Here is a 24408-nt window from a genome sequence, read left to right as displayed (position 1 = left end):
AATTTTGTTAAGATTTTTTCTTGAAATATTTAATAACGTTCATAAATAAGTATCTTATTATTACCACTTTACAAAGTCACTAAACTATGAAAAATAAACAAAAAACGCATCATTTCTGATGCGTTTTTCTTTCTAACAATTGATTGGTTATATTACCAAATTTTTATTCTATCCTGAGGAGCTTTATACATTTTGTCTCCAGGTTTTATATCAAAAGCTTTGATAAATGCATCCTGATTCACCAACGGACCAAATGCTCTGAAAATTCCAGGAGAGTGAGGATCTGTCTTTACCTGATTCACCATATACTGCTCCGTTGCTTTGGTTCTCCAAACAGTCGCCCAGCTCATAAAGAATCTCTGATCTTGTGTAAAACCACTGATTAATCCCGGATTTCCTTTGTCTTTAAGATACATCTGAAGTGCATCATAAGCAACAGCAACACCGCCTAAATCACCGATATTTTCTCCACTTGTGAATTTTCCGTTTACAAAGCTTCCTTTTACTGGTTCATAGCCATTGTATTGTGCTGCTAACTGCCCCACTTTTGTATCAAAGTTTTTACGATCTGCATCTGTCCACCAATTATTTAAATTACCATCACCGTCGAATCTTGAACCGCTATCGTCAAATCCGTGAGAAATTTCGTGACCGATAACTGCACCGATTCCACCAAAATTAACGGCAGCATCAGCTTTTGGATTGTAGAAAGGAGGCTGAAGAATTGCAGCAGGGAAAACGATTTCGTTGTTTGAACCGTTATAATATGCATTTACCGTTTGCGGAGTCATTCCCCATTCTGTTTTGTCAACAGGCTTTCCTACTTTGTCCAAGTTTTTTTGATATTGCCAAGCCGAAACATTCTGTAGGTTCGAATATAAAGTTGCACCTGATTTTGGAGACTCTACTTTTAATTGTGTATAATCTTTCCATTTGTCAGGATACGCAATTTTCACGGTGAATTTTGATAGTTTTTCCTGAGCTTTGACTTTGGTTTCAGGAGACATCCAATCCATATCGTTGATATGCTGTTTGAATGATTTTAGTAAGTAATCAATATAGGTCTCCATCTGAGCTTTTGCTTCAGGAGTGAAATATTTTTCAACGTATAATTTCCCGAACGCTTCACCAAGAACACCATTCACAAGAGAAAGACCTCTTTTGTTCATCGGACGCTGCTCTTTTTGCCCCTGAAGATATTTAGAATAGAAATCAAATCTGATCTGCTCTAAGTTTTCATCCAGATTGCTTGCATTACCATTAATTAAATGATATTTCAGATAGTCTTTCAATAATGGAAGGTTCTTTTGAGTAAGGAACGAATCCATATTTTGGTAATATTTCAGTTCACCAACGATTACTTTATCTGTTTTAACACCTGCTTCTGTAAGATATTTAGCAAGGTTAACATTTTTCACCAAAGCAGGCAATTCTGATACATTTTTAGGATTATATCTTAAATTGGCATCTCTGTTTTGCTCAAGCGTCAATAAATAATTTGCCAGTTGTTTTTCAAAATCCACTACATTTTTTGCTGCAGCAGAAGAGTTTTTATATCCTAAAACTCCAAACAGTTTTCCAACATAAGTTTGGTATTCTGCTAAAGTTTTAGTGTTGGCTTCATTTACTTTTTGATAATAATCTCTTCCCAATCCTAGATCCGGACCACCAAGATATACTGCATTCATATTAGAATTCTTCATATCTGCGCTCACTCTCCATCCGTAGAAGGAATTGTCACCTAATTTAGTCGCTTCCAATAGATACTTCTGAAGATCATTCAAGTTTTTGATCGCATCGATTTTTGCCAGATCTCCTTTAATTGGAGCCAAACCTTCTGCATTTCTTTTAGCCGTATCCATAAAAGAAGCATACAGATTCTGAATTTTCTGTCCTTCAGAACCTGCCGTATAATTCTCTGATAAAATTTTGTTTAAAATATCCAAAGAAGCATCATCTACATTTTCTCTTAAGGCATTGAAAGATCCCCAGCTTGCTTTATCGGAAGGAATCTGAGTCGTTTTCACCCAGTTTCCGTTTACATAGCTAAAAAAGTCATCTTGCGGGCGAACACTCTTATCCATATAAGATAAATTAATTCCCTCCTCTTTCACTTCCTCTTTTTTCACCTGTTCTACTACAACGTCTTTCATCGTTTCCGGTTTTTGAGTTTCAGCAGTTTTTGTCGTACCACACGAATTTAAAAATACCAAACCTGAAAAGGCAAGTATTCCAATATTTAGCTTTTTCATTAAAGATTGTTTTTTGATTTTACACAAACTTATCAAATATACGAATAGTTTGTTAATGATAATTTAATAATTGAGATGCTTCGACTTCGCTCAGCATGACATTTCTAATACTAACAGTTTATTTTAACAGCATATTTTAGCGGTGTTATACTGAACTTACCGAAGCATCTCTAATATTATTAAAACAAAAAAACCGCTCATTTCTGAACGGTTTATTATTTTTTGGTAATGATTACCAGATTTTAATTCTGTCTGTAGGAGTTTTGTATAATTTATCTCCTTGCTTCACATCAAATGCTTTATAGAACGCATCAACGTTGATTAGCGGACCGAAACTTCTGAAATATCCAGGAGAGTGCGGATCTGTTTTCACCTGGTTGATCATGTATTTTTCACTTGACAATGTTCTCCAAACTGTTGCCCAGCTTAGGAAGAATCTTTGATCTTGTGTATAACCACTGATTGAACCTGGATTTCCTTTATCTTTCAAATACATTTGAAGCGCATCGTAAGCGATGTTTACACCACCTAAATCAGCAATGTTTTCTCCGTTTGTAAATGTTCCGTTTACGAAAGTTCCTTTTACCGGCTCATATTTGTCATACTGAGCAGCAAGAGCTTTTGTTGCTTTTTCGAAGTTGGCTTTGTCTTCCGGAGTCCACCAGTCTACCAAATTACCTTCTGCGTCGAACTGTGCTCCTGAATCATCAAACCCGTGGCTCATTTCGTGACCGATAACTGCACCGATTCCACCGAAGTTAACAGCAGCATCTGCTTTAGGATTGAAGAAAGGTGGCTGAAGGATTGCAGCAGGGAATACGATTTCGTTGTTTACCGGATTGTAGTAAGCATTTACAGTTTGTGGAGTCATTCCCCATTCTGTTTTATCTACAGCTTTTCCGATTTTTGCTAAATCTTTGTTATACTGCCATTCTCCGATATTCTGAAGGTTGCTGTATAAGCTTCCACCTTTAGCTTCAGAAACGATATTCAATTTAGAATAATCTTTCCATTTGTCAGGATAAGCAACTTTTACGGTAAACTTGTTCAGTTTTTCCATTGCTTTTACTTTCGTAGTTGAAGACATCCATGTTAAACCATTGATGTGAACTGCAAAACTTTTCTTTAAATAGTCGATCAACTCTACCATTTGAGCTTTAGCTTCAGCAGGGAAATATTTTTCAACATATAATTTTCCAAAAGCTTCTCCTAAAGTTCCGTTGATTAATTCGAAACCTCTCTTGTTTAAAGCTCTTTGTTCTTGCTGACCTCTTAGATATTTACCATAGAAAGCAAATTTCATGTCACCCAATTTCTCACTTAAATAAGATGAGCTTCCGTGAATCATGTGGAACTTCAAATAATCTTTAATCACAGGAAGGTTTTGAGCATTCACTAACTTGTCAAAATCTTTATAGAAACCGATTTCACCGATAATTACCTTATCTGTATTTACTCCAACTTTTTTAAGGTAAGCCGGAAGATCAACTCCTTTTACCAACGCTGAAAGTTCAGCCATTGTTCTTGGGTTGTACTGAAGCGTATTATCACGGCTCTGCTCGTTAGTAAGGTAAGTTTTTGCCAAACTTTTTTCGTAATCTACGATACCTTTTGCAGCTGCATCAGCATTTTTGTACCCTAATTCTTTTAACATAGAAGCTACATACTTTGTATATTCTGCAATAGCTTCTGTATTTTTTTCGTTTACTTTCTGGTAATAATCTCTTCCTAAACCAAGAGACGGATTACCCAAATAAACCGCATTCATTTTAGAATCTTTTAAATCTGCATCAATTCCCCATCCGTATAGAGTATTTTCACCTTCTTTCGTTACAGAAGTCAGATAATTCTGAAGATCTGTAAGGTTTTTAATAGCATCGATTTTGTTGATGTTTGCTTGAATAGGCTTAATTCCGTCTGCATTTCTCTTCTGCATATTCATGTACGTTGCGTACAAATCCTGAATTTTTTTCCCTTCGCTTCCGTCAGCAAATTTATCCTTCAAAAGAGAGTTCAAAATCGTCATCGAGTTATTGTCTGTATCATCAGCCAATTTGTTGAAACTTCCCCAAGTTGGTTTATCTGAAGGAATTTTGGCAGTTTTCATCCAAGTTCCGCTCACATAGTTATAAAAATCATCTTGTGGACGAACTGATTTATCCATCAAGCTAAGGTCTAAACCTTTATCTGTTCCGGCTACAGCCGCTTTGGTAGCTTGAGCATTCACTGTTTGTGAACCAATTCCTGCTAATAAAGCCAAAGAAAGTGTTAATTTTTTCATTTCTAATTACAATTTAACAATATGTATGTTTTTTTTTCAATTTGTTACTAAGAATTTTTGTTTTTCAAAAAAACTCATTAACCATTGGTTTTCTTTCGTTTACTTCTTAATTTTTTATTCAGAAATTAAAAATCCCACCAAATCCTGAACAATTTTCTGTGAAACAAAGTTCATAAAATCCAATCGATCAAGATGTGGCATATAAAGTTTTGAAGTTCTTTCTTTATCACCCATTCGGATGGTGTAAAAAACAGTTCCGATGTCTTTTCCGTCCTCTCCTTTTCCGGGCCCTGCGACACCTGTTGTTGACAAAGAAACATCAGTTCCAAATAATTTTTGACAACCTTCCGCCATTTCCGCAGCAACCTGCTCGCTTACCACAGTAAATTCATCTACCGTTTCTTTTTTAACTTTTAAAATTTCAATTTTCTTTTCTGTTGCATAGGCTACCATTCCGCCAAAATAATATGCCGAACTTCCTGAAACCGACGTTATCATTTTTGCCAGCTCACCTCCTGTACAACTTTCTGCTGTAGAAATGGTGAGTTTTCTCTCGGTTAAAATCTCTGCAAGAATTTTTTCGATTTTATCTTCGGAAACAGCAATTACATTATCTTTAACCAAAGGCAATAGTTTCTGAATTTCTTCTTCCAGTTGCTGTTGCAGCAGAGCTTCATTTTCTCCCATCGCCGTAAGTCTCAGCTTTACGCGAGTTCCAACCGGAAGGTAGGATAAAGCTAAATTTTCTGGTAAAGCCAGTTCCCAATCTTCTATGGTATCAGCCAAAATGCTTTCTGGAATCCCAACAACGGAGACAATTCTTGTAGAAATATAATTCAGGCTAAATTTTTCCTGTAAAAAAGGAACAATCTGATCTTTAATCAATGGTTTTACTTCGTAAGGAACTCCGGGTAAACTGAACAATAATTTCCCCTCCTGTTCCATCATCATACAAGGTGCCGTTCCGAAATGATTTTGAAAAACTGTCGATTTTGTAGGGACAAAAGCCTGCTCGCGGTTTCTTTCCAGAATTTCCAGGCGACCGCGTTTTTCCATGTAGTTTTTAAGATGATTAAAAGTCACCTCATCCAAGGCAATTTCATCATCAAAAAACTCGGCAATCGCTTTCTTGGTTTTATCATCTCTTGTTGGTCCTAAACCTCCTGTTGTGATAATTAAATCTCCTATTTCAAAAGCTGATTGAATGGTCTGTTTAATGGTTTCTATTTCATCTGAAATCGTGAAAATCTGTGAAACTTTAATTCCTATGTTCTTAAGTTCAGTAGCAATGAAGTTAGAATTGGTATCAATCGTATTTCCTGAGAGAATTTCGTCACCAATTGTGATCAGAACAGCATTTTCCATATATTATTTTTCGAAAAAAATTCGTTTACAAATGACGGAAAATTCTGATTGACGGGCAATATAAATTGATTTTTTCTATTTTTGGTAAATATTGTTTAAAACTATAATTGGTTATGTCTAAATATGATGATGCTTCATGGCATTATGGTGGTGATTTTCCTGAAGGTCTTCCTGAGAAAAACAGTGCAACACACACCGGAATGTTTCTGAACTGGTGTATTCACAATGATTTAATTTCCGAAGAGCTGAAAGAAGATGCCCATGAAGAAATAGAAAAATTAAAAAGAAGAGAAATTACAGGTGCAGAGTTCGTGATAGAAGCCATGGACGGAAAATTTTCCGAGTATGATCTAAATGATCTTGGAAATCAATTTGCTAAAGATTATTATGCAGATGATACGGATTTCGGGAACAGGTTCAGCTCATTTGCGGATGATTACATTAATCTGTTTGATGCAAAAGCTGAGGAAAACGATTATGAGTATGAGACTTTTTATCATATTGAAGATACGTACGAAAACTATGATCTCATGAAACAGATGATTGCTCATCGTTTTGAGGAATGGAAAGAGTATAAAACTCTGAATTAAATGCTAGTCTGTCATTCTGAAAGAAGCGAAGCGTATTGAAGAATCTCTGTAATTGAAACAGATTCTTCACTTCATTTTATTTCGCTCAGAATGACAAAATGTATGAATTGATTTGTTTTTACAGTCTCATGAAACTACCCCGTCTTTTTGCTTTCGCAAAAATCCACCCCTTCAGAGAAGGGGAATTTTTTATAATGATTAAGTATGCTTTACCCAGATTAATTCGTCAGTATTATAACCAATTTTTTTAGCTTTTTCTAAGAATCTTTGTCGGATACTTTCAGGAATATCTTTTACTCTGGAGAGAATCCAGAGGTATTTTAGACTGTTTCCGGCAACTAAAGCATATTGATAGTTTTCATCAATATCAATAACATTATAGCCGGCCCAAATTGGCTTAAAAAATGAGACTTTCAATCGGGCTTCATTTTTATCTTTCACAAATTTTGCTTCTCCTATAGATTCTTTCCATTCTTTTTTAACGTAATTGTACCCTTTATTATCTACACGAATGGTTCCGTTTGGATTTTGAGAATAAATTGCCGTCACATTATCCATATCTTTCTCGAATTTGTAATCGAAACGGGCAATTTCATACCATTTTCCGAGGTATCTATCTGCATTAAAGTTTTTCACGGCAGTCGCTCCTTTAGGAATTCCTACGGAACATGATTTAAATATCATAAAGCCCAAAATACCTATAGAAACCGGAATGGCAATTTTTTGAAGAGTTTTCATAATACAATATTTGTGTGGGTTATCATGAAAAGTCCAAAAATGATGCCTTACGAATTTTAATTGAATGACTTTTATTTTTAACGCAAAGGCGCAAAGATGTTTTTAATTATTAATCGTTTTGAGTCGCAAAGGCGTTTCACTTAACTGAGATTCCAAGGAAAAAAGTTGAAAAAAATTATGAAAAAACTTTCAGAAAATTATCTTTAAAACTTCCCGAAACTTCAATTTCGGTTTCGTCTGAAAGTGTTGCAGTTCCGCTTTTATGATACGATTTTACAAAACTGGTATTAATGATATGCGAACGATGCACTCTCACAAAAGGGTTTTCCAGCAAATCATCGAAATGTTTTAAAAATCGACAGACCATTTTCTTCGAACCGTCTGTCAGATAAACCTGTGTGAAGTTTCCATCTGCCTGAAGCCTGACAATATCTTCGGTTTTCACCACATCAAAACCCTGTAAGGTTGGAAGTATAAGTTGCTGCTTTTCGGGTTTTAATTTTAAATTTTCGAGAAGAATTTTATTTCTATTGAGTTCTTCTTTACTTTCCAGACTTTCGGCCACTTTATTTACTGCTACAATTAATTCCTGAATGTCGATAGGCTTCAGAATATAATAGCTCGCAGATTTATTCAAAGCCTGTAAAGAATATTGTGAAAACGCCGTAATGAAAATGGTTTCATAAGAAAATTCCTTCGTCGCTTCCAATACATCAAAAGCATTTCCGAAAGGCATTTCCACATCCAGAAAAACCAATTGTGGCTGCTTTTCTGCAATCAAGGGAACGGCTTCTTTAATATTTTCCGCTTCACCCAAAATCTCAACCTGCGGACAGTATTTTGTAAGATAATTCCTCAAAACATCTCTCGCAATGATTTCATCGTCTACGATTACGGCTTTTATTTTCATATTTTTCAGGTTTTAGGTGGTAGCTTTTAGGTTGCAGATTGTTTACTGAAAATTTATTGGTAATTATTAATTAATCAGTTTATACATGATTTCGACAAAAACTCCCTGTTCGTGGTTTTTATCTGTGATTTTACATTGAATGTTCTGGTCATACAAATCATTCAGCAGAGCTATTCTTTCCAGGGTATTTTTCATTCCGCGACCTTCCCGATTTTTTTGATGCTCTGTTTTTTGTTTTTTACTTTCTTCAATACCGATTCCGTTGTCTTCGATGATAATTTTTAAATATTCACTTTCTTTTTTGAAGCTCAGTTTTAAAAATCCTTTACTATCTCTGTAACGCAATCCGTGCCAAACTGCATTTTCCAAAAATGGTTGTACAAGCATTCCGGGAACTTTCAGACTTTGGGTATTCAGGCTTTCATCAACATCAATTTCAAAATCGAATTTATCTGCAAAACGCGTTTTTTCCAATGCCAAATAATTTTGAAGCAAATCCAATTCCTGCTGAAACGGAATAAAATCTTCGGTTGAATTTTCCATTACACCACGCATCAGCTTTGAAAATTTGGTTAAATACTGATTGGCTTCCAATTCATTATTGGTCGCTATAAAATGGTTCACAGAATTTAAACTGTTAAATATAAAATGTGGATTCATCTCGCGACGAAGCGACTGTAAGGCAATTTTTTTGTTTTTGACCTGAACTTTTTTCAGGGTTCTAAAAATGAAAATAATTAAACCTGTCAGAACCAACAAAACCCCGATCAAACTATAATTGAAAACATTTTTTTTACGGATCAGCTCATCTTTTAATTCTCTTTCTTTTTCTAACTGAGCAATTCTCTGTTCTGTATCTTCCAGAATTTTGTTATCTACTAAACTTCTGTCCTTTGACACCAAATCGGGTAATTTCCCGAGAAAATCACGATATAATTGTACTGAAGCCTCCGTATTTTCGGACACATTATAAAGACTGTCTAATTTTTTAACACTTTTTTGAGCTTCCAGAGTATGTCCTTTTTCAAGAGCAATTCCGTAGGATTTTTTTAAGAGATTAATGGCTTCTTCAGTATCATTCTTTTTGATATAGATATCGGCAAGCTCCTGAATCTGATTCACTTTTTCCTGAGAATTATCTTTTACAAAAGCTTCTTTTAAAACTTCTTTTTTAGCTTCAATAGCTTTGTCGAATTTTTTATTTTCGACATAAAAATCGGTCAGTTTTTGACTAATTTCCAACGCTTGTTGTGGAGCAGCCTGTCTGGAAGCTTTATAAGCGTTATTCAGATTTTCTTCGGCTTTCGGAATATTTTTCTGTTCAATATTCACATCTGCCATCTGGCTGTAACTTGCTGCTAGATCTCCTTTATCTTTCTCCTTTTCGCTGATCTGGATATTATTCTGGATCGCTTCTTGTTTTGCCTCCGGAGAATTTGTAGAAAGTCTTGCTACATCATTGGAATTAACTTCTTTCTTTTTAGATTCACTTACTTCCGCAGCTCTGTTGTAATTACTAATTGCAATGTTAATTTTCTTTTGCTTTTCCTGTGACTGGGCCAGTTTTCTGCTTACTTTTTCAATATTGGGTTTGTCATTAAGCTTTTCATAAATATTTTTAGATTTTATGTAATATTCTTCACTTTTTGAAAAATTCCCGTCATTGAAAAAGCTTTCAGCAATATTGTAGTAAGAATCTGCCTGTGCAGCTTCATCTTTTCTATCCACTGCTTTTTTCAGTTTTTTACTTTGTGTCTGAACTTCCTGAGCAACATTCGTTGTTTGAGAATACATTGCACTCCCAAAAATCATTAGTAAAAAAGCGATAAAAAATCGAAACATTTTCATAAAACAAAGATATACATATATATAATTTGCCCAACAACTATTCACCAAGTGAAAAGCAAGCTTTACCAAGTTTGAAATAAAAAATTTTAATTCCGTTCTAAAAATTACTTTTTTATCTTTGAAGCCTAATCAATCATGAAATAAATGAAAAAGAAAGTTTCTATCACCTTCCTGTTGTGTTTTGTAATCACCCAATTTTATTCACAAACTTATATTCATAATGTTACCGTTGTAGATGTTATCACCCAAAAGCTCATTCCAAACCAAACCGTAGTACTTACAAAGGAAATTATCACAGAAATTAAGCCTTCAAAGAAAATAAAAATTCCTAATCATGCTAAAATCATTAATGGCGAAGGAAAATTTCTAATTCCAGGAATGACAGATTCTCATATCCATTTTTTTCAAAGCGGAGGTTTATATACCAGACCGGATGCCTTAGATTTAAGAAATCAGATGTCGTACGAAAAAGAAATTTCCTGGGTTCATCAAAATATGGAAGACTTTCTGAATCGTTATTTAAAATTGGGAATTACTTCTGTAATTGATGTAGGAGCAACTTATAACTTTTTATCTCAAAAAAATTCGCTTCAAAAAGCAAACTTACCAACGGTTTATATGACAGGACCTCTTTTGACAACCTATGAACCTGAAGTTTTTAAAAATCGTGGCAAAGACGAACCTTTCAAATTAGTTTTAACAGCAGAAGAGGCTAAGAAAATGATTCAGGAGCAGCTTCCATACAACCCTGATTTTATAAAAATATGGTACATTGTAAGTGGCGACAAAAAAGATCTAGAAACAAATGCCAGAAAATATGAAGCAATTGTAAAAACCGCTATTGATGAAGCTCATAAAAACAATCTGAAAGTCGCAGTACATGCTACAGAAAGAATCACAGCACAAATTGCAGTAGAAAACGGCGCAGATTTTCTTGTACATAACATTGAGGATGAAATCGTTCCGGATAGCTTTGTCAAATTATTAAAATCAAAAAAAGTCATTTTAAATCCTACTTTAACTGTTGCAGGTAATTATTACAAAACTTATGGTCAAAAAAATCATTACAATACTTTCGAACTCAACAATTCGAATCCTGAAGCAATTGGCTCTATTCAAGATTTGAGACATTTGTCAGATTCTTCGGATTCTGCGATTGTAAAAAGATTAAAAACAAGATTTAATCTGCCACAAATGGATGTCTATATTTCAAAAAAAGATTCAATACAAACCATTAATCTGAAAAAATTATCAGACGGAAGTGTAACCATTGTAGCAGGAACAGATGCAGGAAATATCGGAACTCAACACGCAACTTCTTTTATTTCTGAACTGAATGCCATGAAAAAAAGCGGTATGAGCAATTGGCAGGTTTTACAGTCTGCAACGATTAATCCTGCAAAAATTTTCAATAAAGAAAATATTTCAGGAAGTGTTTCCACAGGGAAAATTGCTGATTTGGTTTTATTGGATTCAAATCCAGTGGAGAATATCGAGCATCTTACTGAAGTAAATCTTGTCTTCAAGAACGGAGAAGCAATAGATTTTGAAAAAACCATCAAAGAAACTCCGGAAATGTTGGTTCAAAAACAAGTGAACGGCTATAATGTAAGAAATATTGATGCTTTCTTGGAGCCATATTCAGAGGATATAGAATTGTATATGTTCCCCAACCAGCTCATCAGCAAAGGTAAAGAAGCGATGAGAACCAGCTACACTGACATGTTTAAAAGATTGCCTGAACTCCACTGTGAAATTAAAAACAGAATTGTAAATGGTAATTTTGTAATCGATCAGGAAAACGTTTCGGGCATGAGAAAAGGGCAAAAAGTAGAAGCTACAGCGATTTATGAAATTAAAGATGGCAAAATTATCAAAGTTTATTTTTTACCATAACCATTTTTCTTTATAAAAAATTATAGACAATTCTTTCGGAGTTGTCTTTTTTTGTGCTTACCAAGTGAAAACCTCTGTTCACCAAGTTCCCGTTTCAGCTTTTGGCTATGATGCTAAGTTTGTGCCCTAATTTAATCTTACTACTTATGAAAAATCTATCTCTTTTCATCCGATTCGGAGTATTGGTTTTGAGTGGCAATCTACTATCTCAAACCAAGTTAATTTCATATAAAAGTCATAGCGGAAATATGGAATACTTTGAAAAAAGTATTGTAGAAGACAGCTATAATACCAATTATTCCAATCTTGGAATAAGGCCGGAACCCTATATTATCAATTCAAAATTAGACAGTGTAATTATCATTGATGATCATAAGAGTGTGATCGTAACTTCAGTATTTTGTAAGAGCGAAATAACCCCATTCTCCAAAAAATGGAAACCGGGAAGGGATACGGTGTACAACCATGCCGTTTTTTCCAGCCAGAATATAGACAGTGTAAAAAATGTACTCAGGAAAAATTATCATTTTCAGAATAATATCGACAGTACCGTTTTCCTTAAATATGACCAAAAAACGAAACAATACCGACCGATTTCTGCTAAAAAAACAGTAAAAACCGCAGAGATAAAAGGTCTGAATTTAAGAGCGAAAATGCTGTACTATTTTGTTCTAAGCATTGCTGTATTAGCATTTGTTTTCACCTATAGAAAGTCTCGATAAAAAATCATCATTGTGTACGCTCAATCATTTATCATAAGAAAGATCTCTATTTTTACCGGTGCTTTTTTTCTTCAGTTTATTCTTTTTTTTCCGTTGAATTTTTTAAATGAATTTCAGCTGAAATTCACTCAATTTATTTTTGGAAATATTACGGAATTTATTCTGACGACTATTTTCAATAAAAAGTATGTAAGAATAGATTACAGCTCGGATAGTTATTCGATGCTGATCTTGCTTATTATTTTAGTCTTCACTTCCATTATTTTCAGTTTGTTGATCAGGAAAAAATGGACAAATTATTTTTTGTGGATAGCAGAATATATATGCATGTTATATATTTCTGTTATTCTCATAAAATATGGTATTGATAAGATTTTTAAAACCCAATTTCCGGAGCCCGAATCTAATATTTTGTTTACAAGACTGGGTAATTTAGATAAAGATATTCTTTTTTGGAGCGCAATAGGAACATCCAAGATTTATAATACAATCATAGGTTCTGTTGAATTATTTTCGGGCATTTTAATGTTGTTCAGACGTTTTCAACTGTTCGGATTGTTATTGGCAATCATTTGTTTTACTCAAATATTTATCATCAATATCAGTTTTGATATTTCCGTGAAATTCTTTTCATTCATCTTACTTCTCATGAGTATTTTTCTTGTCAGAAGAAACGGATGGGAACTTATTCTTAAAATTATTGATCTTCGGAATAAAACTTTTTTTGACCAACCTTTATTTTTACCCTATAAAACTTTTTTAAAGGTTCTGATTTTAGGAACTATATTTATCAACATACTAATCCCCTACTTCAGTAACGATTTTGAAGCGGAAGACAAAAATTCATTACGTTTAGCAGGAGCCTATGAAATCGTTTCATCAAGTAGTCCCTATCAATATATATTCTTTCATAAAGATCATTATCTGATCTTCATGGAAAAGTCTTCCGAAAAGATGACTTCCTTTCACTATGATCTTTCTTTTGACGGCCAAATTATTATTGAAGACAACCAACACAATATTTCAAAACATTTATTAGTAAAAGATCAGAAAGACAATGCTATTATTTTTTCTTTTAATAACCAAATGATAAAGGCTAAACCTGTTGACAGTAAAGGAATGAATGCATTACAAGACCGGTTTCATATTTTGGTAGATTAATAATAAACATCATTATATTTCTTCCACCAAGTGAAAACCTCAGTTCACCAAGTTTACTCAATTTCAGTTTCTGTTCAGCGTAATTTTACTTTAGAAATTTAAACAGGAAATTATGAAACTTAAACATTTTTTATTGATCGGATTCTTTACGTTAACCAGTTTTGCCAATGCGCAGGAAGTAAAGAAAAATGCCATTGAAGTAACCGGAGTTGCAGAAATGGAAGTGGAGCCGGATGAAATCATTTTCAGCATCGGAATAAAAGGCGATAACAAAAATGATCTTGCCTCCAACGAAAAAAAATTATTTGAAATCTTAAAAAGCAATGGGGTAAAAAACGAGGACATCAAATTCAAATCGATGTATCAAAATATTTATCTCAAAAAAAGCTTTACCAAAGGTTTTCAATTTAAGGTAACCAAAAAAACAGATATGGGAAATCTATTTGAAAACCTGAATCAAAAGTGTATCACCAGCATCAACATCGTTGAAATCAAAAATACCCAAATCGCTGATTTTAGAAAAACCGTTAAAATTAATGCATTAAAGGCAGCTAAAGAAAAAGCGGGTTACTTATTGGAAAGCATGGGTAAAAAAGTCGGAGCTTCCCTTGAAATCGTAGAAATTGAAGATTATACCAGCGACACGATTCTTCCGGTTGCTTATAAATCTGCAAGAGTAAGCAATATGCAACTGGAAACAGCAGACGCAGGAATCGATTATTCTTTCGAAAATATCGAAAACATTAAGCTGAAATACAGCATCAAAACAAAATACGAAATTCTTTAAACACAAAGTCATGATAACTATTAAAACCTTAGCATTAACAATTGGGACAGTTGCTTTTTTAAATGCTCAGACTTCTTCAATAAAAGGATGTAAAGAGCCTACACAGCACACCATTGTTCAGAACGACACTCAAAGTTCCACATCGGCAAGTAAAGAAAATAAAATTCAGGTAGCTTTACTTCTTGATACTTCAAACAGCATGGATGGATTGATCGATCAGGCAAAATCCAGACTTTGGAATATTGTCAACACTTTAACCACCCTGAAATACAACGGAAAAGCACCTCAAATTGAAATTGCTTTGTACGAATATGGAAATGATGGTCTTCAGGATGAAAATTACATCCGCCAAGTTGCTCCGCTTACTCAAGATTTAGATTTAATTTCTGAAAAGCTATTTGCCTTAAGAACCAATGGTGGAAGTGAATATTGCGGAGCTGTAATTCGTGATGCCACCATGAACCTGAACTGGGATGGGAATGAAAAAAGCATGAAGCTAATCTATATTGCAGGTAATGAGTCTTTCGATCAAGGAAAGATTAATTATAAAGAAGTGATTTCAAGTGCAAAAAGAAAAAACATCTATACAAATACCATCTTTTGTGGTGACAGAAACGAAGGTATCCAAACTTTCTGGCAAAACGGAGCTTCACTCGGAGACGGAAAATATTTCAATATCGACAGCGACAGAAAAGTAATTTATATTGAAACTCCTTATGATATAAGAATTTCTGAATGCAATACAAGATTGAATGATACTTACATGTATTATGGAAGTCACGGTGCAGAATATAAAGTTAAACAAGTGGCTCAGGATCAAAATGCCAAAGCTCAATCTGCAGCCATTGCAGCAGAAAGAACTGTAGCCAAATCTAAGAAGAATGCTTACAAAAACGATCATTGGGATTTGGTAGACCGTGCTGAAAAAGATTCCGGTTTCATGTCAACGGTAAAAGAAGAAGAGCTTCCGAAAGAATTAAAGGGTAAAAGCAAGGAAGAAATACAAAAAGCAGTTGCTGCAAAATCTGCCGAACGTGAAAAAATTCAGAAAGAGATTGAAGAGCTTTCTCTGAAACGTCAGAATTTTATTGATGCAGAAATGAAAAAAAGAGGAAATTCTGATGCTGATGATCTTGGAAAAGCGATTGAAAAATCAGTTCTTGAACTGGCAAAGAAAAACGGATATAGTTTATAGTGTTAGAAATCATGTTGCAGACTTTCTGATTAAGAAAGTCTTGAAGTTTCGGCGGCGGCTTTGCCGCCGCCGAAACCTATCTTCCAAATCTAAAGTACTTTGAAAGCCTGTGTTTTTTACCTTTTAAAAATAATGAAACCATCTCCATCCCTGTTACAGAAAAAGTAATTCCGTTACCTCCAAAACCTAAAACGAAATAGGAGTTTTTAAACTTTTCATGCGTTCCAATATATGGAAGTCCGTCTTTTGTTTCTCCAAAAGTTCCTGCCCAGATAAAATCTGTGAAAAATGTATAATCGGGTTTTATTTTCTTTAGCGTTCTAAGGATCTCTTTTTCTTTTTTATCTAAAAATGCATCCCGTTTTTTCGCATCATAAAAATCCTCATCTCCTCCACCTATCAGCAATCTGCCATCATCCGTAGTCCGCATATACATATAAGGATTATCTGTATTCCAAACCAGCGTATTCGCGATATTTTTATACTTTTCCGGAGCCACTTCTGAAACAATAGCATACGTACTTTTGAGATCAACAAAGTTTTCTTTGATTATATTTTTACTTTCATACCCGGTACAATAGATTATTTTCTTCGTCCTGATCTGAAAACCTGAATCTACAGTGGCAATGTTGAAACCTTTACGATATTCAACTTCTACCACTTCTGTTTTATCAAAGATCTTTAATCCTTTCCGTGCATTTACTTCAAATAATTCATGCGTAAATTTAAAAGCATCCATACTTGCTCCCTGCTTTGATAAAATCCCACCATACGTATTCTCAAAGCCAAATCTTTTTAAAATATCATCTGCTTCCATCCATTTTACTTTGAAACCGGTATTTTTTCTGGCTTCAAATTCTTTTTTCAGATCTTTTACATCTTTCTTTTTTGAAGCAAAGTACAGAGATTCTTTTCTTTTAAAACCTGCATCCGATTTAATTTCCGTAGAAAGCTTTTCAATTACATCAATAGCATCAGAACAAGCTTTATAACTCTCCGTCGCTCCTTTTTCTCCTATTTTTTCAATGAGTTTAAAAAGAGGAATATCAATTTCGTATTGCAGCATGGAAGTGGTGGCTGAAGTACTTCCATTACACAGTTCGCGTTTATCAATAAGAATTGTGGTATAACCCTCTTTTATCATTTGATGGGCAATTAAACTTCCTGTAATTCCGCCACCGATAACTAAAACCTCACATTCTTCATTGGATTTCAACGAAGGATATGATTGTATCAATCCGTTTTTTAAAAGCCAGAAAGGTTCATTTGATTTAAGATCCACAAAAATATTCTTTCTTCATAGTCATCAACAATTAAGCCTTTCTTTTGGATAAAAATTAAATTATGGTTTAATTTTTGTTCTTAAAATCAACACAAAACCACCAAAAATTTAAAATATGATAACGATTATTCCAGAGGCTCCGGAGAATGTTGCAGCTTTCAATGCAAGCGGAGAGGTAACGAAAGAAGATTTTGAAAACCTTGTATTTCCTATAGTAAAAGAAAAAGTAGATCACTTTCATGAACTCAATTATTTGCTTTATCTGGATACAGATATTGACAATTTTACTGTAGGAGCCTGGTTTGAGGATGCACTTTTAGGATTAAAAAACTTAGCCAATTGGAACAGAGCTGCTATTGTAACAGACGAAAAAGGAATCCAGAATTTTACGGATATTTTCAGTGTTCTGATGCCTGGAGAATTCAAATCTTTTCCGAAAGAAAACCTCTACAATGCTTTATACTGGTGCAAAAACGGTAATGAAGTAGAAGTATAAATTTATTTCAAAAAAAAATAGAAGCAAAATTGCTTCTATTTTTTTATTTATCGCTTGAAACGCATTCTACGGCAATTTTTTCTTCATGAAGAGTTTGTGATCCGTATAAATACTTATATCGTAAAGCAATCACAAGACCGATCAAAGTCATCCCGACTCCTACCAACGACGGATAATTGAATGAGTATCCGTTTTCTAAAGGAAGTCCGCCTAGGAAAGCTCCCATTGCATTAGCACAATTAAAAGCCGCCTGCATGAACGCTGCCGCCATCATTTCACTTTTTGGCGCTGCCTTCATCATCATGATATTAATAGGTGCTGCAACAGACATTGACAACGCTCCACAAATGAAAGTTAAAGCCAATGAGATCGTTTTATATTCCGAAAGAAAAAATACTCCAGCCAAAGAAATCATCATTAAGAAAAGCAATAACGCACAAGTTTTTTCAGGACTTAATTTGTCTGATAAATATCCGCCAACCAAGTTTCCGACCACCATTCCGCCACCTGCAAGAATCATAACATAAGCCATCTGACTTTCTTGTATGCCGGAAACGAGTGTCATCAACGGTGTAATATAGCTGAACCAGGTGAAAAGTCCTCCAAATCCGATCGCTGTAATCATCAACACCAACCAGGCTTGTTTTCTTTTAAGGAATTTTAATTCTTCCATAAAATGTGTATCCTGATTCGTTTCTAATACAGGAAGCCATAGTTTTAGAAATAATAAGGCAAACAATCCGATTACCGCAACGATCGCAAAATACCATCGCCAGTGAAAAGTATGTCCAATATACGTTACCAAAGGAACCATTGCCAAATTCGCGACTGTAAGTCCGGTAAACATTAAAGAAATATAAAACGCTTCCTTCCCTTTTCCTGCCATTCTTGCAGCCACCACAGTTCCTACTCCGAAAAATGCTCCGTGTGGAAGTCCTGACAAAAATCTGATGATCAACATTGTTGTATAATCAGGTGCTACAGCCGATAAAGCATTAAATAATGTAAAAATCATCATCAATGCAATCAATACCTTTTTAGGTGGAAATTTAACGGAATATCCGATCAAAATGGGTGCTCCAATTACCACTCCCAAAGCATAAGCAGAAATTAAATGTCCTGTTTCAGGTATCGTGATCTGTAATGTTCTTGCAATATCGGGAAGCAATCCCATCACAGTAAATTCTGTAGTCCCAATCCCTAAACCACCTATTGCAAGTGGCAAAATTCTTTTATCAATCCCCATTTTATTTTTATTGCTTGAATATTAAATAATAACTATCATCATTTGGAAATGCAAATTTCGATAGAAATAATCTCTTAAACTTTAACTGGACTAACTTATATTTGCTCTATATTAACCTTTTTAATTAAATTTGAATTAATTATCAATCAAAAGAGAACATAATGAAAATTCAGAAGGAAATTATTGAATTTGAAGAAGGAAAATCTTTCAAGTTGTTTTCACCCTCGTTAAAGAACTGTTTTTTCTGGCATTATCATCCTGAAATAGAACTTGTATATGTAGAAGCCTGCAACGGAATTCGTCATGTGGGTAAAAATATTTCAGATTTTGAGGGAAGCGATCTTTTATTAATTGGCTCAAATATTCCACATCTTAATTTTGATTATAAAATCCAGACCGAATGTAAACAGTTGGTTCTTCAGATGAGAGAAGATTTTCTCCAGAATATTGTTTTTCCTGTTCCCGAGTTTGATGCGATTAAGAAATTATTGGACCGTTCTTATCTTGGCTTATCATTTTCCGGAGAAACTAAAAGAAGGGTCGTTGAAAAACTTCATTTTATCCAGGATAAAAACCCTTTTGAATCTCTAATGGGACTGATTGAGATTCTACACATTCTCGCTGGCTCTACTGAAGTGAAAGAATTAAACAACGAAGACACCCGAATCAAGTGGTTTTTAAATGATAAAATTCGAATGGGTACTATTTACGATTATATTCATGAGAATTATAATCAAGATCCGAATGTCAATATCATTGCAGAAAATGTGAATTTAAGTACTCCCGCTTTTTGCAGGTATTTTAAAAAACAAACCAATATGACCTTTACCGATTTTGTGAATAATTACAGAATCAATCAAGCAAAACTATTTCTTTTACAAAATGAATGTGTCACAGATGTTTGCTTTCATGTGGGTTTTGAAAGCCTTTCCTATTTTAATAAATTGTTCAAAAAATACACTGGTGAAACACCAACCGAATTTAAGAAAAAGCATTTGACGAAAATGGCAGGCTAGCTGCTCAAGCAGTAAAGTTTTTTGAGATTGCTTTATTTTCCCATTCTTCGTAATACCAATAAAAAAATCGCTCCGGAAAGGAGCGATTATATTTTAATGAATATGTTTTTCAGCGTGATAAGAACTTCTCACTAAAGGCGAACTTTCAACATGTCTGAAACCTAAGCTTCTTGCAAAATCTCCGAATTCATCAAATTCTTCAGGAGTAATGAATTTCTTTACAGGAAGATGTTTTTTTGTCGGCTGCAAATATTGACCCAAAGTAATTACATCTACATTTGCATTTCTGATGTCTTCAATCGTCTGGAAAACTTCATCTCTTGTTTCACCCAAACCAAGCATTACCCCTGTTTTTGTTCTTCTTTGCCCTGCTTCTTTTAAATATCTTAGGACTTCAAGGCTTCTTTCATATTTTGCCTGAATTCTCACTTCTCTTGTCAAACGTTTTACAGTTTCCATATTGTGAGAGATTACTTCAGGAGCCACTTCTACCAATCTGTCAAGATGTTTTGTAATCCCTTGGAAATCCGGAATCAATGTTTCCATTGTGGTTCCCGGAGAAATTCTTCTTACGGCATTTACAGTTTCACCCCATAGAATTGAACCCATATCTTTCAAATCATCACGGTCAACCGAAGTTAAAACCGCATGCTTGATTTTCATTAATTTGATTGAACGTGCTACTTTTTCAGGTTCATCCCAATTTACATCCATTGGTTTTCCTGTTTTTACCCCACAAAATCCGCAGCTTCTTGTACAGATGTTTCCAAGAATCATGAAAGTAGCAGTTCCTTCTCCCCAACATTCTCCCATGTTCGGGCAGCTTCCACTCTGGCAAATTGTATTTAATTTATATTTATCAACCAAAGTTCTCAATTCTCTGTAATTCTTTCCGGTAGGAAGTTTTACACGAATCCATTTTGGTTTCTGAACGGTAGTATCTTGAACTAAATTCTCCATTTATTTCTCAAATTGAGGTTCAAAGTTAAGGATTTTTTTATCGAAACAATCAAAGACTAGGATTGATGGAAATTATAATTTATTTCCTCTTATCAGATTTTACCAATAAAAGAGAGGTAGATTAAGATTAATTATCTTCAAACTCATTGTTTTTCAACAACTCAGCTAAGACTTTTTTCGCACGCATGACACGAACTTTTGTATTGGCAACGGAAATTCCCAATTCTTCAGCAATTTCTTTAATGCTTTTTTCTTCAAAGAATCTTAGTCGGATGATGTCTTGATAATTAGCATCTAAAGACTCAATGGTTTTAATGATTTTCTTTTGCTCTTCATCGGAAATCATTAATTCTTCCGGAGATTTTGCATACTGATTCTTTACTTCATCCAGATTTTCCGTAGGATCCTGATTTTCTCTGGTCTTTTTTCTCCAAAAATCGATAATGGTATTTTGAGCAATGGTGAGCATCCAGGTTTTAAACTGAAAATGCGGATCGTACATATCAAGCTTTGATAAGACTTTTGAGAAAACATTCACCGTAATTTCATCTGCATCATTTTCATCATGAACTTTTTTCATCACAAAAGAAAAAACATCAACCCAAAAGATGTTGATGAGCTTTGTCTGAGCTTTCTGGTCTTTCTCCTTTGCTTTGCCAATAAGCAGGAATAATTGTTCGTCGTTCATTATTAACAAATATAACTGATTTTAGACAAAATGCAATAAACCCTATCCTAAAAAGAGCAGAACATGGAAACCATAAAATAAAAATTTTATAAAATTGAAAACTTCATTCACAGCTCCTTCCCATCTTCGCCATATTCCCTTGAATTTATTATCTTTGCAGGGTAAAAATTTTAAAGAAACAAATCAATGAATTCCTTTATAGAAGAACTAAAATGGCGTGGTCTTTTTGCCGATATGATGCCCGGAACCGATGAGCAACTGAATAAAGAGGTAACTACTGCGTATATTGGATTTGATCCAACAGCTGATTCTTTGCATATCGGAAGTCTTATTCAGATAAAAATTCTGGCTCACTTTCAGCAGCACGGTCATAAGCCGATTGCTTTGGTAGGGGGTGCTACAGGAATGATTGGTGACCCTTCAGGAAAGTCTGCAGAGAGAAATCTTTTGGATGAAGCTACCCTTCTTCACTATGTAGATTGTTTGAAAAACCAACTTTCAAGGTTTTTGGATTTTTCCGGAAATGAGCCTAACAAAGCAGAATTGGTTAACAATTATGACTGGATGAAAAATATTTCTTTCCTTGATTTTGCGAAAAACGTAGGGAAAAATATTACCGTAAATTATATGATGGCGAAAGATTCTGTGAAAAAGAGATTTTCAGGAGAATCGGGCGCAGATGGGATGAGTTTTACGGAATTTACTTACCAATTGATTCAGGGATATGACTTTTTACATTTATACCAAAACAATAATGTAAAGCTTCAAATGGGAGGTTCTGACCAGTGGGGAAATATCACAACCGGTACAGAACTAATCCGTAGAAAAGCTCAGGGTGAAGCATTCGCATTGACTGTTCCATTGATTACTAAAGCTGATGGTTCTAAATTCGGAAAGTCTGAAAGCGGAGAAAACTACTGGCTGGATAAAAAGAAAACTTCTCCTTATAAATTCTACCAGTTTTGGCTGAATGCAACGGATACTGACGCTGAAAGATTTATTAAATTCTATACTTTCCTAGGAAAAGAAGAAATTGAAGCATTGATTGAAGAACACAAAACGGCTCCACATGAAAGAAAGCTTCAGAAGAAACTTGCTGAAGAAGTAACTGTCTGGGTTCACGGAAAAGAAGAATATGAAAAGGCCTTAAAAGCTTCTGAAATTCTTTTCGGACGTTCTACTGCTGAAGATTTGGTAAGTCTTGATGAAGAACTTTTCCTTGAAATTTTTGACGGAGTTCCTCAAAAAGAAGTAGCAAAAAGTGATGTTTTAGGAGTGAATATTGTAGATCTTCTTTCTGAAAAATCAGGTTTCCTTAAATCCAAAAGCGAGGCAACAAGAGAATTGAAAGGAAATTCAATTTCTGTAAATAAACAAAAGATAAATGAAGTTTATACCGCCAATGAAAGTGATTTAATTGATGGAAAATTCTTATTACTTCAAAAAGGTAAAAAAAGCTACTTTATTGTAAAGGTAGTTTAATCCTTAATAAATCAATATTATAAAGATTGCGGCGAGATTTTATCTCGCCGCAATCTTTTTTTTGGTTAATCAAAAATTATCATTAAACCAATAAACAAAAAACCACCAAAGTTGGTGGTTTTATTATATGTAAACGTTCTTGTTTTTATAATTCAAGGAAACTATGTGCAACAGAAGCACTCTTAATTCCATTTCCTGTTACAGTAGCTGTTTCTGCAATCTCTCCATCGATCCAGATCGTTACTGTTAGCTTAGAATCAGCATTAGGAAGATCCGCATTAGCTGCTAAGTTTAATTGTGATTGGCTAGAGTTTACGAAAAACTCTCCGCTTGTCCAAACCAGCCCTTCAGTATCAAATTGAGTCTGTTGGTTAGTTCCTACCTGAGTAACAATTGTTTTAAAAATCTTAATAGGAGGTGTTGGAGGAGTCGTTCCACCAGGTACTATTTTTGCTTCAAACTGAACAACATGATCTACATATTCATCATCGTCGTCTTTTTTACAAGAATTAACCACTACAATTACTGAAAATAGTACAGCAAATAAATAAGAAAGTCTAAGTAAATTTTTTGATTTGTAAAATTGCTTCATTTCTCCAAATAAATTTTTATGTTTCAAATATAGGCTTTTTATCAATATAAAAATAACTTTTATGAAAATTTTCCAACAAAGATTTCTAAAAAATATCAAATCATTAAAAGTCACCTATTAAGATAATATGATATCTCTACCATAAGAACAATCCTCAAAAATTTAATTTACTTATATAATGATGATTTCCAATTCAATCCATTTGATTAATTATTTATCTTTGTTCCCATGAATTTAGATTACATCGTAAGAGAACCCGAAAATATAACTTCCAGTACCCCAATCCTTTTTATGCTACACGGATACGGAAGTAATGAACAAGATCTTTTCAGCTTTAGAGAAACACTTCCAAAAGAATGGATTATCGTGAGTTTCAGAGCACCTAAAACTACTCAGTTTGAAGGATTTTCATGGTATGATATTGACTTTAATAACCCGGAAAATTTTATCGACGTTCCACAGGCAGAAGAATCCTTACAATCGGTTTTGGAAAATATTTTAAAAATTGTAAATCATTATGGACTTGTTGACGGCAAAACTCATCTTTGTGGTTTCAGCCAAGGAGGAATTTTATGTTACTCTTTAGCTCTAAGGTATCCTGAAATATTCAATTACGTAGCTTGCTTAAGCAGCTATCCTGAAGAAAAAATATTAGGAGACATCGTAAAAGATAAGAAGAAACTGGAAAAACTACGCTTTTTTGTTTCCCACGGAACCGACGATGCTGTGATTCCGTTAGAATGGGGAAGAAAAGCTGCCGATCTTCTTTATGATCTGAGCTGCTATTTCACGTTCAGGGAATATATGAGCGGACATGGAGTAAATCAAAAAAACTATATGGATTTAATGGAGTTTTTCTCAAAATAAATTAAATAAATCTCAAAAATATTCTGTTCATCAT

21 protein-coding genes are annotated in these 24408 nt (G+C 34.2%); 10 read left to right on the top strand and 11 right to left on the bottom strand.

Going from position 1 to position 24408, the window contains the following annotated elements; all coding sequences use genetic code 11:
- Positions 1-152: 152 nt before the first annotated feature.
- From LV842_RS08365 to LV842_RS08355, 3 genes are all read right to left on the bottom strand, one after another.
- Positions 153-2252 (bottom strand): M13 family metallopeptidase, encoded by a 2100-nt coding sequence (locus tag LV842_RS08365; protein WP_233110988.1) that lies wholly within the window; start codon positions 2250-2252, stop codon positions 153-155.
- A gap of 232 nt (positions 2253-2484) precedes the next feature.
- A complete protein-coding gene (locus tag LV842_RS08360; RefSeq protein ID WP_233110987.1) occupies positions 2485-4533 on the bottom strand; it encodes a M13 family metallopeptidase in 2049 nt (682 codons plus the stop codon).
- A 114-nt stretch (positions 4534-4647) separates the two neighbouring features.
- Positions 4648-5898, bottom strand: coding sequence for a CinA family nicotinamide mononucleotide deamidase-related protein (locus LV842_RS08355; RefSeq protein ID WP_233110986.1), 1251 nt, complete (start codon positions 5896-5898; stop codon positions 4648-4650).
- A 113-nt stretch (positions 5899-6011) separates the two neighbouring features.
- Between LV842_RS08355 and LV842_RS08350 the strand changes: the two genes are divergently transcribed.
- Positions 6012-6488 carry a DUF7832 domain-containing protein gene (locus LV842_RS08350; protein ID WP_233110985.1) on the top strand — a complete coding sequence of 159 codons (477 nt, stop codon included), beginning with the start codon at positions 6012-6014 and terminating at the stop codon, positions 6486-6488.
- A 198-nt stretch (positions 6489-6686) separates the two neighbouring features.
- On the opposite strand, the gene LV842_RS08345 is transcribed toward LV842_RS08350, so the two are convergent.
- The 3 genes from LV842_RS08345 to LV842_RS08335 all read right to left on the bottom strand — a co-directional run bounded on the left by LV842_RS08345 (position 6687) and on the right by LV842_RS08335 (position 9978).
- Positions 6687-7226, bottom strand: coding sequence for a lipocalin family protein (locus LV842_RS08345; protein WP_233110984.1), 540 nt, complete (start codon positions 7224-7226; stop codon positions 6687-6689).
- Positions 7227-7401: 175 nt separating this feature from the next.
- Complete coding sequence (locus LV842_RS08340) at positions 7402-8136, bottom strand: LytR/AlgR family response regulator transcription factor (RefSeq protein WP_233110983.1); 735 nt, start codon at positions 8134-8136, stop codon at positions 7402-7404.
- Between the two features lie 66 nt (positions 8137-8202).
- Entirely contained in the window at positions 8203-9978 is a 1776-nt protein-coding gene (locus tag LV842_RS08335) for a tetratricopeptide repeat-containing sensor histidine kinase (RefSeq protein ID WP_233110982.1), read from the bottom strand.
- Between the two features lie 150 nt (positions 9979-10128).
- On the opposite strand from LV842_RS08335, the gene LV842_RS08330 reads away from it, so the two are divergent.
- From LV842_RS08330 to LV842_RS08310, 5 genes are all read left to right on the top strand, one after another.
- The gene (locus tag LV842_RS08330) at positions 10129-11880 is read left to right on the top strand and encodes an amidohydrolase family protein (protein ID WP_233110981.1); all 1752 of its coding nucleotides are present in this window, start codon (positions 10129-10131) and stop codon (positions 11878-11880) included.
- Positions 11881-12026: 146 nt separating this feature from the next.
- Positions 12027-12602 (top strand): hypothetical protein, encoded by a 576-nt coding sequence (locus LV842_RS08325; protein ID WP_233110980.1) that lies wholly within the window; start codon positions 12027-12029, stop codon positions 12600-12602.
- A 327-nt stretch (positions 12603-12929) separates the two neighbouring features.
- Entirely contained in the window at positions 12930-13763 is an 834-nt protein-coding gene (locus LV842_RS08320) for a hypothetical protein (protein ID WP_233110979.1), read from the top strand.
- A 112-nt stretch (positions 13764-13875) separates the two neighbouring features.
- On the top strand, positions 13876-14550 hold the full coding sequence (locus LV842_RS08315; protein ID WP_233110978.1) for an SIMPL domain-containing protein: 675 nt from the start codon (positions 13876-13878) through the stop codon (positions 14548-14550).
- Positions 14551-14560: 10 nt separating this feature from the next.
- On the top strand, positions 14561-15745 hold the full coding sequence (locus LV842_RS08310) for a vWA domain-containing protein (RefSeq protein WP_233110977.1): 1185 nt from the start codon (positions 14561-14563) through the stop codon (positions 15743-15745).
- A gap of 76 nt (positions 15746-15821) precedes the next feature.
- On the opposite strand, the gene LV842_RS08305 is transcribed toward LV842_RS08310, so the two are convergent.
- Positions 15822-17027, bottom strand: coding sequence for an NAD(P)/FAD-dependent oxidoreductase (locus LV842_RS08305; RefSeq protein ID WP_233110976.1), 1206 nt, complete (start codon positions 17025-17027; stop codon positions 15822-15824).
- Between the two features lie 115 nt (positions 17028-17142).
- Between LV842_RS08305 and LV842_RS08300 the strand changes: the two genes are divergently transcribed.
- On the top strand, positions 17143-17523 hold the full coding sequence (locus LV842_RS08300) for a SpoIIAA family protein (protein WP_233110975.1): 381 nt from the start codon (positions 17143-17145) through the stop codon (positions 17521-17523).
- 43 nt (positions 17524-17566) lie between these two features.
- Here the strand turns inward: LV842_RS08300 and LV842_RS08295 are convergent, their stop codons facing one another.
- The gene (locus LV842_RS08295; protein WP_233110974.1) at positions 17567-18769 is read right to left on the bottom strand and encodes an MFS transporter; all 1203 of its coding nucleotides are present in this window, start codon (positions 18767-18769) and stop codon (positions 17567-17569) included.
- Positions 18770-18930: 161 nt separating this feature from the next.
- Between LV842_RS08295 and LV842_RS08290 the strand changes: the two genes are divergently transcribed.
- Positions 18931-19785: an AraC family transcriptional regulator gene (locus LV842_RS08290; RefSeq protein WP_233110973.1), complete on the top strand. Its 855-nt coding sequence runs from the start codon at positions 18931-18933 to the stop codon at positions 19783-19785.
- A gap of 93 nt (positions 19786-19878) precedes the next feature.
- Here the strand turns inward: LV842_RS08290 and lipA are convergent, their stop codons facing one another.
- Together lipA and LV842_RS08280 are read right to left on the bottom strand one after the other, a co-directional pair.
- The gene (lipA, locus tag LV842_RS08285) at positions 19879-20745 is read right to left on the bottom strand and encodes a lipoyl synthase (RefSeq protein WP_047437713.1); all 867 of its coding nucleotides are present in this window, start codon (positions 20743-20745) and stop codon (positions 19879-19881) included.
- Positions 20746-20872: 127 nt separating this feature from the next.
- Positions 20873-21433 (bottom strand): RNA polymerase sigma factor, encoded by a 561-nt coding sequence (locus LV842_RS08280; RefSeq protein WP_233110972.1) that lies wholly within the window; start codon positions 21431-21433, stop codon positions 20873-20875.
- Between the two features lie 186 nt (positions 21434-21619).
- On the opposite strand from LV842_RS08280, the gene tyrS reads away from it, so the two are divergent.
- A complete protein-coding gene (gene tyrS / locus LV842_RS08275) occupies positions 21620-22915 on the top strand; it encodes a tyrosine--tRNA ligase (protein WP_233110971.1) in 1296 nt (431 codons plus the stop codon).
- Positions 22916-23060: 145 nt separating this feature from the next.
- Here tyrS and LV842_RS08270 read toward each other — a convergent pair whose 3' ends face one another.
- Positions 23061-23507 (bottom strand): hypothetical protein, encoded by a 447-nt coding sequence (locus LV842_RS08270; RefSeq protein WP_233110970.1) that lies wholly within the window; start codon positions 23505-23507, stop codon positions 23061-23063.
- Between the two features lie 228 nt (positions 23508-23735).
- On the opposite strand from LV842_RS08270, the gene LV842_RS08265 reads away from it, so the two are divergent.
- The gene (locus tag LV842_RS08265) at positions 23736-24374 is read left to right on the top strand and encodes an alpha/beta hydrolase (RefSeq protein ID WP_233110969.1); all 639 of its coding nucleotides are present in this window, start codon (positions 23736-23738) and stop codon (positions 24372-24374) included.
- The last annotated feature ends 34 nt before the right edge of the window (positions 24375-24408 follow it).

The sequence above is a fragment of the Chryseobacterium gwangjuense genome (genome assembly GCF_021311115.1).
Classification (GTDB): Bacteria; Bacteroidota; Bacteroidia; order Flavobacteriales; family Weeksellaceae; genus Chryseobacterium; species Chryseobacterium gwangjuense.
This window is presented reverse-complemented; position numbering and strand designations above follow the sequence as displayed.

Excerpts from the sequence above, each read along its gene's own strand:
- LV842_RS08365 (WP_233110988.1), bottom strand. The coding sequence starts at position 2,252 with ATGAAAAAGCTAAATATTGGAATACTTGCCTTTTCAGGTTTGGTATTT.
- LV842_RS08360 (WP_233110987.1), bottom strand. The coding sequence starts at position 4,533 with ATGAAAAAATTAACACTTTCTTTGGCTTTATTAGCAGGAATTGGTTCA.
- LV842_RS08355 (WP_233110986.1), bottom strand. The coding sequence starts at position 5,898 with ATGGAAAATGCTGTTCTGATCACAATTGGTGACGAAATTCTCTCAGGA.
- LV842_RS08350 (WP_233110985.1), top strand. The coding sequence starts at position 6,012 with ATGTCTAAATATGATGATGCTTCATGGCATTATGGTGGTGATTTTCCT.
- LV842_RS08345 (WP_233110984.1), bottom strand. The coding sequence starts at position 7,226 with ATGAAAACTCTTCAAAAAATTGCCATTCCGGTTTCTATAGGTATTTTG.
- LV842_RS08340 (WP_233110983.1), bottom strand. The coding sequence starts at position 8,136 with ATGAAAATAAAAGCCGTAATCGTAGACGATGAAATCATTGCGAGAGAT.
- LV842_RS08335 (WP_233110982.1), bottom strand. The coding sequence starts at position 9,978 with ATGTTTCGATTTTTTATCGCTTTTTTACTAATGATTTTTGGGAGTGCA.
- LV842_RS08330 (WP_233110981.1), top strand. The coding sequence starts at position 10,129 with ATGAAAAAGAAAGTTTCTATCACCTTCCTGTTGTGTTTTGTAATCACC.
- LV842_RS08325 (WP_233110980.1), top strand. The coding sequence starts at position 12,027 with ATGAAAAATCTATCTCTTTTCATCCGATTCGGAGTATTGGTTTTGAGT.
- LV842_RS08320 (WP_233110979.1), top strand. The coding sequence starts at position 12,930 with ATGTTATATATTTCTGTTATTCTCATAAAATATGGTATTGATAAGATT.
- LV842_RS08315 (WP_233110978.1), top strand. The coding sequence starts at position 13,876 with ATGAAACTTAAACATTTTTTATTGATCGGATTCTTTACGTTAACCAGT.
- LV842_RS08310 (WP_233110977.1), top strand. The coding sequence starts at position 14,561 with ATGATAACTATTAAAACCTTAGCATTAACAATTGGGACAGTTGCTTTT.
- LV842_RS08300 (WP_233110975.1), top strand. The coding sequence starts at position 17,143 with ATGATAACGATTATTCCAGAGGCTCCGGAGAATGTTGCAGCTTTCAAT.
- LV842_RS08295 (WP_233110974.1), bottom strand. The coding sequence starts at position 18,769 with ATGGGGATTGATAAAAGAATTTTGCCACTTGCAATAGGTGGTTTAGGG.
- LV842_RS08290 (WP_233110973.1), top strand. The coding sequence starts at position 18,931 with ATGAAAATTCAGAAGGAAATTATTGAATTTGAAGAAGGAAAATCTTTC.
- lipA (WP_047437713.1), bottom strand. The coding sequence starts at position 20,745 with ATGGAGAATTTAGTTCAAGATACTACCGTTCAGAAACCAAAATGGATT.
- LV842_RS08280 (WP_233110972.1), bottom strand. The coding sequence starts at position 21,433 with ATGAACGACGAACAATTATTCCTGCTTATTGGCAAAGCAAAGGAGAAA.
- tyrS (WP_233110971.1), top strand. The coding sequence starts at position 21,620 with ATGAATTCCTTTATAGAAGAACTAAAATGGCGTGGTCTTTTTGCCGAT.
- LV842_RS08270 (WP_233110970.1), bottom strand. The coding sequence starts at position 23,507 with ATGAAGCAATTTTACAAATCAAAAAATTTACTTAGACTTTCTTATTTA.
- LV842_RS08265 (WP_233110969.1), top strand. The coding sequence starts at position 23,736 with ATGAATTTAGATTACATCGTAAGAGAACCCGAAAATATAACTTCCAGT.